This is a genomic window from Formosa sp. A9 (assembly GCF_051200825.1).
In the GTDB taxonomy this organism is placed as follows: Bacteria; Bacteroidota; Bacteroidia; order Flavobacteriales; family Flavobacteriaceae; genus Formosa.
Genome location: NZ_CP195158.1, coordinates 1934522 through 1946665, shown reverse-complemented (window position 1 = coordinate 1946665; position 12144 = coordinate 1934522). Strand labels below are relative to the sequence as shown.

The following is a 12144-nucleotide window of genomic DNA, read 5'->3' as shown; positions in this document are numbered from 1 at the left end:
GTACATTTGCAGTCGCAAAATGAAAAAGTAGTTTTTTTATGAGTCGTTTTTCAGAACTTATTGCACAAGATAAACCAGTTTTAGTCGATTTTTTCGCAGACTGGTGTGGCCCTTGTAAAGTTATGAGTCCGATTTTAAAAGAACTAAAAGACACATTAGGCGATCGGATTTCAATTTTAAAAATAGATGTCGATAAAAATCAAACATTGGCATCAAAATTGCAAGTTAAAGGTGTACCCACTTTAATTTTGTATAAATCTGGAAATCAAGTTTGGAGACAATCGGGAGTAGTTCAAAAAAACGATCTGCTTCACATTATAGAACATAGTAATTAGTTTTAAGGTTAATTACTTTAGTGTTGATTAATAGCGAGAAAAGCGTCCTAGAAATAGGGCGCTTTTCATTTTTATAAATCCAAAGTAGAGCATTATTCCTCATTATAGCTTTTACGCCTTTTAAAGTTGACATTTACTTATATATGCTGCAAGCAGCCTAGTATGTTAACATTTTTTTGGAATTCCAATTCGACATTTCATTCAATTTTAAGTACCTTTGAAAGGTAACAAAGACTAGTTTTTAAATAGTGAATTTATTTAATCAGCGTAAAAATAAATCGTTTAATTATAAGCCTAAATTTCAAGAAGATACCAGCGAACACGATTCAAAAGATATAGCTTCTAAATGGCAAGACATTAAACAAACCAGAAAATACAAAACAAAAAAAGGTAACGTTTTACTGCGTTGGATTGTATTGTTAGTAATGATATTGGTTTTGTGGTACGTATTAAATAATTACGAAATGTAGGAGGTATTATGGGGATTTTTGGTAAACGACAAAATAAAAAATTTAGCTATAAGCCACGGTTTTATAAAGATGGTGAAGAGGGCAGTCCTTTCGAAATGAAACATAAGTTTGACGGCTACCGTAAAACTGTTGGTCCTTCAGGTAACATAAAAACTAAGTTTAAAAATGCTTTGGGCGAATTAAAAGAAGAACCCGACCGCGAAGCAAACCGAAGAATTTTAATTATAGTAGTAATATTGATACTTATTTTTCTATTTATTATAGAATTTGATCTTTCAATATTTTTTTCAAAATAAATACATGGCAGACATTATTCAACTTTTACCAGACCATGTTGCAAACCAAATTGCAGCAGGCGAGGTAGTACAACGTCCAGCTTCAGTAGTAAAAGAATTATTAGAAAATGCCATAGATGCCCAAGCACAAACCATAAAATTATTGGTTAAAGATGCAGGCAAAACCTTGGTGCAAGTTATAGACGATGGTGTGGGGATGAGTGTTACCGATGCACGATTAAGTTTTGAACGCCATGCCACATCTAAAATACGTTCTGCAGAAGATTTATTTCAGTTAAACACTAAAGGGTTTAGAGGAGAGGCTTTGGCCAGTATTGCAGCAATTGCCCATGTAGAACTTAAAACCAAACAGGAACAAGACGAAGTTGGTACAGCTATAACTATAGAGGGTAGCGAAGTCGTTAATCAAGATGTGGTAGTAACACCAAAAGGAACTTCTATAGCCGTAAAACACCTGTTTTTTAATATACCGGCGCGACGTAATTTTTTAAAATCTAATACTGTAGAAACGCGACACATAACCGATGAGTTTCAGCGCGTGGCCTTAGCACATCCCAATATTAATTTTGTAATGTACCATAATGGTTCCGAAATTTTTAATTTACCGCAGAGTAATTACAGACAACGTATCGTAAATATTTTTGGCCCTAAAACCAATGAAAAATTAGTACCCGTAAACGAAGATACCGATGTGCTTAAAATATCTGGTTTTGTGGGTAAGCCTGAGTTCGCAAAAAAATCTAGAGGCGAGCAGTTCTTTTTTGTAAATAATAGATTTATAAAAAGTGCATATTTAAATCACGCCATTTCTGCTGCTTTTGATGGGCTGATTAAAGATGGATCTCATGCAAGTTATTTTTTAAATTTAGAAGTGAATCCGCAAACAATAGATATTAACATTCATCCTACCAAAACAGAGATCAAGTTCGACGACGAGCATACGCTGTATGCCATTTTAAGAGCTTCGGTTAAACATAGTTTAGGGCAGTTTAATATAGCTCCAGTATTGGATTTTGATAGGGATGCCAATTTAGATACACCTTATAATTTTACAGGTAAACAAGCCAGTTCGCCTGTTATAGAAGTCGATAGGTCGTTTAATCCTTTTAATGATGACTCTGTAAAAACAACACCTGTAACTAAAACGAAATCGTATGCAAGTTCATTTTCAAACCGAAAAGAAACGCCTACAGCGAGCTGGGAAAGTTTATATGTAGGTTTAGAATCTAAAAGCACCAGATCGCAACACGATTTTAGCGAGGTAACCTTTGAAAGTGAAGAGTCTACCGTATCCATGTTCGACGACGAACAGACGACTACCAAGCAAAGCACGTATCAATTACATAATAAATTTGTATTCAGTGCCATTAAATCGGGCATGTTGGTAATCGATCAATACAGAGCGCACCAAAGAGTGCTTTACGAAGATTTTTTAAAACATATCACGGTAAAAGATACCGTTAGTCAGCAATTATTATTTCCTTTACAATTAACATTTACTAAACAGGAATTAGATATTATTGCCCAATTAAAAGGCGATTTAGAGCATGCTGGGTTTGTATTTCAGGATTTTAACCCCGATAGTTTAGAAATTATAGGATTGCCAATAAATGTTCCCGAAAGCGAAGTTAGTATTATATTAGAGCAACTTATAAGCGATGTAGAACACGAAGTGCCCGATGCCCATTTTAGTGCAGCAGACTTGTTGGCTAAATCTTTGGCTAAGAGTTTAGCTATTAAATCTGGTCAGACCTTATCGCAAACCGAACAAGAGCACTTGGTAAATAGTTTATTTGCTTGTAAAGAGCCTAATGTCTCGCCAAATAATAAACCTACATTTATAACCATGACGGTTGATGAATTGGACAAAAAATTTATGTAAATTATACGAAATTTAAAATTTATGAATAGAATTTCCGATACAGTTAAGCACCTTATTATTATAAATGTTATTGTGTTTATTGGTACTATGGTAGTTGGTGGGGGCACCTTGTTTTACGATTGGTTTGCCTTACACTTTCCTAAAAACGAAGCTTTCCAACCGTGGCAAATTTTCACCCATATGTTTATGCATGGTGGAGCTAGCCTAAACATGGAACATTTTAGCATAATGCATATTCTGTTTAATATGTTGGCGCTTTGGATGTTTGGTACACCTGTAGAGCAACAATTTGGTAGCAGAAAATTTTTATTCTTTTATTTGTCATCGGGCCTTGGAGCTGCTTTGTTGATGTTGGGCTACTATTATTTTCAGTTTTATTCGGGAATGAATACCTTAGCCGATGCAGGTTTCGATACTACAGAAACTTTAGAAACTTTAAAATCTGGCTATGCTATGTACGATACCCGTTGGGAAAAAGTACTATCTGGCGATGCTTTAAGCAAGTTTATTAGTGTATTTAACGGTACCATGGTAGGGGCTTCGGGAGCTATTATGGGGGTTTTAGTCGCTTTTGGTATGTTGTATCCAGACTCTAAACTCATGCTCATCTTTTTACCTATTCCTATAAAAGCCAAGTATTTTATTCCTGGTATTATAACCTTAGATTTAATTTCTGCCATCACTGGTCAGTCGTTTTTTAGTCCGAGTAACACCGCTTATGTAGCGCATATTGGAGGTGCTTTAACAGGTTTTTTAATTATGTGGTATTGGCGTAAAACACAATTTAATAAAAACCGTTGGGATTAAAACATGAATACGCTTAATCAAGATATACAACAAAAACTAAAACAGTTAACTGTTTTAGAAAAGATTATTGTTATTAATCTGGTTGTTTTTGTTGTTGGGTTTCTTATTCAGGCTATAAGTGCTTCATTAGCTTATCATAGTAGTTTGGCTTGGTTTGAGCTGCCTAGTCAGCTTTCCGAATTACTAAAAAAACCATGGTCTATAATTACCTATGCGTTTGTACATTACGATTTTATTCATTTGTTATTCAATATGTTGTGGTTGTATTTTATAGGGCAGATGTTTTTAAATTTATTTAGTAAGCAATTAGCCATTAATGTATATCTATTAGGAGCTATAGCAGGCGGTGTTTTATTTTTATTAGGATATAATCTTTTACCCAATGTTTTTACTTCTGGTAACAGATTAGTGGGGGCTTCGGCTGCTGTAAGGGCTTTATTGGTGTTTATGTGTGCCTATATGCCCAATACTCAAGTGCGTTTTTTTATGTTCAACATAAAATTATGGTATGTTGCTGCAGGCATCGTTGTTTTAGATGTTATTGGACTTTTTGGTCCAAATGCAGGCGGGAATTTAGCGCATATTGGAGGAGCTTTATTAGGTTATTTTTATGTGATAGAATACAAAAAAGGAAGAGACATTGGTAAAGGCTTTGAAAGTATGTTAAACAAAGTGAAAAGCTGGTTTAGTAAAACACAAAAATCGCCTTTAAAAACAGTGCATCGTAATAAAAAGAAACATGTTGCTGGTTATACCCAAGAAGAATTTAATAGTTTTAATAAGCAAAAACGTATAGATGTTATTTTAGATAAGATTAGTAAAAGTGGTTACGATAGTTTAACGAAAGAAGAAAAAGAGCTTCTGTTTAAAGCAGGGAAATAACATGGCCAAACTGAATGTTATAGATAAGTTTATATTTTTTATAAATTCGGTAGTAGCTACATTATTACTGTTATCGTATATTTTACCGTTTGTGCCGCCCAAAGCCTTTGCATTTTTATCGGTTTTAAGTTTAGCCGTTCCTTTTTTAATGCTGGTTAATATGGTTTTTGCGCTGTATTGGCTTTTAAAACTAAAACGACAATTTTTATTATCTATTGTTATTGTTGGTATTGGTTACTTTTATTTGGGATCGTTCTATAAGGTGTCGTCTGCTACAGATGTCGAAAGTGAAAACAATCTGTCTATAATGAGTTACAACGTAAGATTGTTTAACATTTACGAATGGATTGAAGATACAGATGTAGAGACCGAAATATCTAATTTAATACAAACACAAGACCCCGATATTTTGAGTCTTCAAGAATATAGACCAGGGACAAAAAAAGTGAATTTATCGGCTTATAGACATCAATATGTCGAGTTAGCAGGCGATAAAAGACAATTCGGACAAGCTATTTTTTCTAAATACCCAATCGTAAAATCGGGTTCTATAACATTTCCTAACACACCTAACAATGCTATTTTTGCCGATATTGTTAAAGATAAAGATACCATTAGGGTATATAACATTCACTTACAGTCGTTGCGTATTAACACAAAAGTTGAAGCTTTAAAACAACAAGATTCCGAGCGTTTGTTTAAAAGTGTGGGCAGTGCCTTTACTACACAGCAGTACCAAACCGAAATGTTTTTAAAGCATAAAAATACCTGTAAGCATAAAATGATTATTACGGGTGATTTTAATAATACCGCTTATTCTTATGTGTATAGAAATATAAAAGGCGACTTGATAGATACCTTTAAGGAAGCTGGTCATGGATTTGGCAGAACTTACGATTTTAAATTTTTTCCTGTTAGAATAGATTTTATTTTGGCTGATGAGCGTTTTACAGTTAACGGATTCAACACCTTAAACGAGCTCTATTCCGATCATTATCCTATTATCGCCAAACTAGCATTACATTAATGCACAATCTACAGAATCGGCAATAATATGTATTACTAAACCCAAGCCTATAAGTCTTGTTTTTTTGGGTAACAGTAAGAGAATGTAAATGGCAATGGCTACATAACTATGTAACGGATGAAAGTTAATACTACAACGATTTGCACTGAAAACAGGAGTAGCCAACAGATGATCTAAATCGATAAGCATGCCACATAGCATTATAAAATAGGCATGTTTCCATTGCTTTTTATAACATAAAACAGCTATTACTAATGGCAATAAGAAATGTATACCATAATGAACTATTGGTTGAGGCATTACAGGTTTAAGTTTTGATTTTCAAGATAATGCAAAGTATTAGGGCCTTCGTTAAAAAGCACATCCAGAATACTTAAATTGTTTAAAAATCCGTGTTTATTTTCAAACACTTGGGTGTAAGCTTCATTTTTAAATTCGTTTTCCGACTTGGCATTTATTAAGAATCTTAAATCTGTAGCATCAGTTATTTCATGTTGGTAAGTTTTGGTGTATTCTATATTCTTTTCTAATTGAATACAATCACTAATAACTTCAAAACACTTTAAATTAAAGTCTAAAATATAATCGACTTTCATTTCAAAAAGCGGTTGTAATTCGTCTTCGTAATATTCAAAAAAAGGCGATGTTTTGTAAGCCGACAGCAATGATTTCCAATGTATAGTTTGCCAATTCGTGTTATGAGCTACTTTTACATCGCGGTATTTCTGACGGTTTTTTTGCGTATAAACTACAGGAATATTTAAAAGCAATTTACCATTAGCTGCATACACATAAGACCGCGTTCTGTAGGTTTGTTTTGCAAAATTATCGTCGGTTTCAAAATATACCGTATCAGCTTGCGCTATGGCCGCCATGTGTGCTACATTAGGAAAATAACTGGGGTGCAAAACAATATTCATTCTACAGGGTTTGGGTTTTTAAGCGTTTGCTTTTTTACGCTTTCTCCAAGCATTAAATCCAAATAAACCTATGGCCAAAATAATAGCCGGAATAAGGTAAGATACCGGTTTTCCAGAACCATGAACAGTGGTAAAGAACCTATCCCAACGTGGTTTTCCGTTTTGGTCCCAACTCATCCAAATAAAAACAGGTTTTCCTACAACATGGTCAAAAGGCACAAATCCCCAAGCTCTAGCATCTTGAGAATTATGTCTGTTATCGCCCATCATCCAGTAATAATTTTGCTTAAAGGTATACGAGTTGGCCGGTTTACCATTAATATAAATTTGATTGCCTTTAACTTGTAAATCGTTGTCTTCGTATTCGGTAATTATGCGCTTGTATAATGGTAATACATTAACATTTAAGTCGATGGTTTTTCCAGCTTCAGGAATGTATAATGGGCCAAAAAAGTCGTTATTCCAATTGTAGTTAGGATCGTGAGGAAAAATACCCGGATTTCTAACACCTTTTTCTTCTTTAATTGGAGTTATACTAGCTACGTTTGGATGGTTTTTAAATTGTGCTACAGCTTCGTCTGTAATAGACATAAACATATAGGTGTTCTGATCGTTAATAATTCCAAAACGATCTGTTATACCATAACGATCTGCTAATTCTTTAGGATTGAATTGATGTGTTTTTGGTTGTACTAAATAACTAAACTGAAGCTTAGCGCGATCTGGTAATACATTTTGTTTACCATTAATATATACGAAACCGTTACGCACTTCTAAAGAATCGCCTGGTAAGCCCACACAGCGTTTTACATAATTAGATTGCTTATCTATAGGTTTCCAGTAATTTCTATCGGGATTTTTAAAGAATACTTTAACGGTATCTACCGGCCAGTTAAATACAACAATATCGTTACGTTTTATGTCCTGAAAGCCAGGTAATCGTAAATAGGGTAGTAAGGTTTTGTTTTTTAACGATGCATCTTTAGTATTTAAATTATCATCGGCAACATACGATTTTAATTTTGTTTTAGGAATGGAATCATGCACCATAGGCAAAGCCAATGTAGTCATCGGAATTCTTGGCCCGTAATTTAATTTACTAACAAAAAGAAAATCACCAATAAGTAACGACTTTTCTAAAGACGATGTAGGAATGGTAAAAGGTTGTATAATATAAGTGTGTACAATGGTTGCTGCTACAATAGCAAATAAAATAGAACTTACCCAATCGCCTAAACTTGTTCTAGGTTCTAAACTACGATCTTTAACGTAAGTTACATCTGCAACATAATTTAAATAGTAATTGTAAAAGCCCAAGCTAAAAATGGCTAAAAGTGTATCTGTAGTGCTGTTTTTTCCAAAACTTCTAGCAGTTTCTACCCAAATAACCGGGAACATTATAAGATTAACAATAGGTAAAAACAGTAGAATAGTCCACCACCAAGGTCTGTTAATAATTTTCATTAAAACTACAGCATTGTATACGGGAATAAATGCTTCCCATGCTTGTCTGCCTGCCTTAACATATAATTTCCATGTTCCTAGTCCGTGAACTATTTGGATGATTATAAAAAAGATGAACCACTGAGTTAAAGTCATAATTTACAATATTGAAGATTGCTAGTATAGCAAAATTAACGATTTATAAAAGTAAGTATAAATAGAAGTTTTAATGTTACAGCCTTTATTTGTATTAACCAATATTTAACACATCTTTCATGCTAAAAACACCTGTTTTGCCCAATAACCATTCTGCTGCAATTACGGCACCAAGAGCAAAACCTTGTCTGTTGTGTGCTTCGTGTGCAATGGTAATTGTATCGACATCGCTTTTATAAGTTACAGTATGTGTGCCTGGAACTTCAGGAATGCGTTTAGCAACAATTGGTATTGCCGTGTTTGCATCAGCTGTGTTTAAGGCCCAATTTTGATAAGCTGTATGCTCTGCAATAATATCGTTAGCGAGCGATATTGCGGTTCCGCTTGGCTCGTCTAATTTTTGTGTATGGTGTATTTCTTCCATACCAATTTTATATTGTTCTAGATTGCTCATCATTTTGGCTAAATTGCGGTTAAGCTCAAAAAAGATGTTTACTCCCAAACTGAAGTTCGAGGCATAAATAAATCCGCCTTGTTTCTCTTCACATAAACTAGTCATTTTATCGTAGTCTTGTAACCAACCTGTAGTTCCAGAAACTACTGGAACATTGTTGTTTAAACAATTAGAGATATTATGAACTGCGGCATCAGGAATACTAAAATCTATGGCTATATCGGCTTTAGTAATGTCGTAATCCGGTTGTTCTATACTGGCTCTTATTACTATATCGTGGCCACGATCTATGGCAATTTTTTCAATGGTTTTACCCATTTTTCCGTATCCTAATAAGGCTATTTTCATTGGTTTAAAATTTAAAATTTAAAATTAAAGGTAAGTCCGAGATTCGAAGTGTTTTCGAATTCGTTGTATTCGTAATGTGGTGCTAAACTAAGATTATCGTCGATATTAAATTGCATTAAATGCGCATCTACATTAGCATCTATAATTTGTAAGGCATATAAACCTACGGTAATTAAAAGCGACATTTCTTTGTTGCGGCGCAGTTGTTCTTGCGCGTTAATTAGACCATCGGTAGACAATCGACCGTAAAATTCGTCGTCTTCAAAACCGGCTAATCGCCTTTTATAGGCATCGCGATAGCGATTGTAGGCATTATTATTATCGATATAAAAATAGATACCTGTACCTAATGCGGCATAAACAATAGGGATTTTCCAATATTTTTTGTTGTAAGCCTGACCTAAACCAGGGAGTACAGCCGAGTAGAATGCCGCTCGGGCAGGAGCTAAGGGATCGATATATTGCGATTCGATTTTGGCTTTTTTATCGGTACTTTGTTCCACTTTAAGCGTGTCTGTAGACTTTACTGTCGTTTCAGTACGCTCTTTGTCGGTTTCTTGTGCTAGGCTATGTAAACAGAAAAAAAGAGATAATAATAGAGCTATAATACATTTACTTTGCACTCTGTACTAGTTTTTTAATGCGATTGAAATCCTCTTCGGAATGAAATGGAATTGTGATTTTTCCTTTTCCGTTTTTAGACACTTTAATATCTATTTTATGACCAAAATAATCGGAGAAATCTTTGATGCTTTTTTTTACAAACTTAGGCATTTCCTCTTCCTGTTTTGCTTGTGCTTTAGGCACTTCAACTTGTTGTGTTTCGTTGTAGGTGCGCACCAAAGTTTCGGTATCTCTAACCGATAGTTTATTTTTTAATATTTTTTCGTAAATATCTAATTGAATGTTTTGGTCTTCAATATTAATAATGGCGCGACCGTGCCCCATAGATATAAAACCATCTCGCATTCCTGTTTGGATGATAGGATCTAATTTTAACAGCCTAAGATAATTGGTAATTGTAGAGCGTTTTTTACCTACACGCTCGCTCATTTGTTCTTGCGTTAAATTAATCTCGTCAATTAACCTTTGGTATGATAGCGCAATTTCTATTGGATCTAAATCTTGGCGTTGAATGTTTTCTACCAAAGCCATTTCTAACGATTCTTGATCGTTAGCAATACGTATGTATGCAGGTATGGTTTTTAAACCAATAGATTGCGAGGCTCTAAAACGACGTTCTCCAGATACTAATTGATAGTTATCAAAATTTAACTTTCTAACAGTAATAGGTTGTATAACGCCTAATTCTTTTATAGACGAGGCCAATTCGCGTAAGGATTCTTCGTTAAAATTTGTACGCGGCTGAAATGGGTTCATTTCAATGCTACTTAATTCTAACTCAACAATATTACCAATAACTTTATCGGCATTTTTATCTTGAACAGAATTGATATCGTTATTGGGATCTTTTAATAATGCAGATAAACCTCTTCCTAATGCTTGTTTCTTTACTGCCTTCGCCATAGTCTTTTTTAGGAGTTTTTTGTAATGATTTCTTTTGCTAAACTTAAATAATTTACGGCACCACGGCTGCTTGCATCAAAATTAATAATGCTTTCGCCAAAACTTGGTGCCTCACTTAAACGCACATTTCGTTGTATAATTGTTTTAAAAACCATGTCGTTAAAATGTTTTTGAACTTCTTCTACAACTTGGTTCGATAAGCGTAAACGCGAATCGTACATGGTTAATAATAAGCCTTCAATATCTAAATCTGGATTGTGTATTTTTTGAACACTCTTAACAGTGTTTAATAATTTGCCAAGTCCTTCGAGTGCAAAATATTCGCATTGTATAGGAATAATTACGGCATCGGCAGCAGTTAAGGCATTTAAAGTTAACAGGCCTAGCGAAGGGGCACAATCGATTAAAATATAGTCGTAATCGTTTTTAATTTCCGATAAAGCACCTTTTAACATGTATTCTCGATCGTCTTTATCTACCAATTCTATTTCAATGGCAACCAAGTCTATATGTGCAGGAATAATGTCTAAATTAGGGGTGTCGGTTGGTATAATGGCTTCTTTAGCACTGGCTGTATGTTCTAATAATTGGTAAGTACCAAGTTCTACAGATTCTACATCTATACCTAAACCCGAAGTCGCGTTGGCCTGTGGGTCTGCATCTATAAGCAATACTTTTTTTTCGAGTACGCCTAAAGAGGCTGCTAAATTAACAGAAGTTGTTGTTTTTCCTACACCTCCTTTTTGGTTTGCAATTGCAATGATTTTACCCATTAATAGTTTGGTTTTATTAGGTGTAAAAATACAACTATTTATGACTTTTTAAAATGTAACTTGTTAACAAATCTAAAGAGAAAACTTAAAACCTGTAAGCTGGTTTGTAAGCTATAGAAATAGAATTGTTTAAGTTGTATTTTTAATTAGTATTTAATACGTTAAGATTATTTTTAAAAGTCTTTATTTAAAAGCATCCATTGTAGTGCAATAATCGTTTTAGCGTCTTTTATTGCATTGGATTTTAAGGTGTTTCTAATGTCTGAAATAGGTAATTTTACCAATTGGATATCTTCTTGCTCGTCGTCTAAACCGCCACCTTCATAAATTTTATCGGCAGAATTTACCTCGGCATAAAAGGCATGGACTTTTTCTGAAGCGCCTCCAGGCGACACAAAATATTCGCCAATAGATTCCATAGCGGATACGCGATAACCAATCTCTTCTTTAACTTCACGTTTTGCACATTCTATAGGGTTTTCATTAGCTTCTAAAGCTCCTGCAACAATTTCTAATAACCAGCCATCGCCATCGGAATCTGTGGTTGTAGGATATCTAAATTGATTAATTAAAAGTACAGTATCGGTATCTTTTTCAACCAAAACAATGGCAATGGCATTTCCGCGCTCAAAACTTTGTCTTATCACTTCAATTTGTTGATCTCCTGTAAAGGTGTCGTGTAAAATGGTTGCTTTTTTTATTTGAAAATAATCGTCGTAAACAAGATCTTCTTTAATAATTTTATACTCCATAATCTTTTTTTAGCCTCACGAAGGTAATCAATATTTGATATTCTAAAAAGATACTTATCTTCACTTTAAAAT

Annotated in this window: 14 protein-coding genes; 6 read left to right on the top strand and 8 right to left on the bottom strand. The window is 34.1% G+C overall.

Annotation, left to right across the window (positions count from 1 at the left end):
- The first annotated feature begins 38 nt into the window (after positions 1–38).
- From trxA to ACR9EA_RS08860, 6 genes are all read left to right on the top strand, one after another.
- Positions 39–335, top strand: coding sequence for a thioredoxin (gene trxA, locus ACR9EA_RS08885; protein ID WP_435139796.1), 297 nt, complete (start codon positions 39–41; stop codon positions 333–335).
- 248 nt (positions 336–583) lie between these two features.
- Entirely contained in the window at positions 584–805 is a 222-nt protein-coding gene (locus ACR9EA_RS08880; protein WP_435139794.1) for a hypothetical protein, read from the top strand.
- Positions 806–1105: 300 nt separating this feature from the next.
- Positions 1106–2983, top strand: a complete 1878-nt coding sequence (gene mutL, locus ACR9EA_RS08875; RefSeq protein WP_435139792.1) for a DNA mismatch repair endonuclease MutL — start codon at positions 1106–1108, stop codon at positions 2981–2983.
- A gap of 21 nt (positions 2984–3004) precedes the next feature.
- Positions 3005–3790: a rhomboid family intramembrane serine protease gene (locus tag ACR9EA_RS08870; RefSeq protein ID WP_435139790.1), complete on the top strand. Its 786-nt coding sequence runs from the start codon at positions 3005–3007 to the stop codon at positions 3788–3790.
- A gap of 3 nt (positions 3791–3793) precedes the next feature.
- Positions 3794–4672: a rhomboid family intramembrane serine protease gene (locus ACR9EA_RS08865; protein WP_435139788.1), complete on the top strand. Its 879-nt coding sequence runs from the start codon at positions 3794–3796 to the stop codon at positions 4670–4672.
- Position 4673: 1 nt separating this feature from the next.
- Positions 4674–5699 carry an endonuclease/exonuclease/phosphatase family protein gene (locus ACR9EA_RS08860; protein ID WP_435139786.1) on the top strand — a complete coding sequence of 342 codons (1026 nt, stop codon included), beginning with the start codon at positions 4674–4676 and terminating at the stop codon, positions 5697–5699.
- Here the strand turns inward: ACR9EA_RS08860 and ACR9EA_RS08855 are convergent.
- The 8 genes from ACR9EA_RS08855 to ACR9EA_RS08820 all read right to left on the bottom strand — a co-directional run bounded on the left by ACR9EA_RS08855 (position 5691) and on the right by ACR9EA_RS08820 (position 12072).
- Positions 5691–5999, bottom strand: a complete 309-nt coding sequence (locus ACR9EA_RS08855; RefSeq protein WP_435139784.1) for a DUF6122 family protein — start codon at positions 5997–5999, stop codon at positions 5691–5693. The two genes, ACR9EA_RS08860 and ACR9EA_RS08855, sit on opposite strands and share 9 nt — an antisense overlap.
- Entirely contained in the window at positions 5999–6619 is a 621-nt protein-coding gene (locus tag ACR9EA_RS08850) for a WbqC family protein (protein ID WP_435139782.1), read from the bottom strand. Before ACR9EA_RS08850 ends, ACR9EA_RS08855 begins: the two co-directional genes overlap by 1 nt.
- Positions 6620–6637: 18 nt before the next feature.
- Positions 6638–8218: a signal peptidase I gene (gene lepB, locus ACR9EA_RS08845; RefSeq protein ID WP_435139780.1), complete on the bottom strand. Its 1581-nt coding sequence runs from the start codon at positions 8216–8218 to the stop codon at positions 6638–6640.
- Positions 8219–8312: 94 nt separating this feature from the next.
- Positions 8313–9020 (bottom strand): 4-hydroxy-tetrahydrodipicolinate reductase, encoded by a 708-nt coding sequence (gene dapB, locus ACR9EA_RS08840; protein ID WP_435139778.1) that lies wholly within the window; start codon positions 9018–9020, stop codon positions 8313–8315.
- Positions 9021–9031: 11 nt separating this feature from the next.
- Complete coding sequence (locus ACR9EA_RS08835; RefSeq protein ID WP_435139776.1) at positions 9032–9643, bottom strand: DUF5683 domain-containing protein; 612 nt, start codon at positions 9641–9643, stop codon at positions 9032–9034.
- Complete coding sequence (locus tag ACR9EA_RS08830) at positions 9633–10547, bottom strand: ParB/RepB/Spo0J family partition protein (protein WP_435139774.1); 915 nt, start codon at positions 10545–10547, stop codon at positions 9633–9635. Before ACR9EA_RS08830 ends, ACR9EA_RS08835 begins: the two co-directional genes overlap by 11 nt.
- Before the next feature lie 8 nt (positions 10548–10555).
- Complete coding sequence (locus ACR9EA_RS08825; protein ID WP_435139772.1) at positions 10556–11320, bottom strand: ParA family protein; 765 nt, start codon at positions 11318–11320, stop codon at positions 10556–10558.
- A 173-nt stretch (positions 11321–11493) separates the two neighbouring features.
- Positions 11494–12072: an NUDIX domain-containing protein gene (locus ACR9EA_RS08820; RefSeq protein WP_435139770.1), complete on the bottom strand. Its 579-nt coding sequence runs from the start codon at positions 12070–12072 to the stop codon at positions 11494–11496.
- Positions 12073–12144 lie beyond the last annotated feature (72 nt).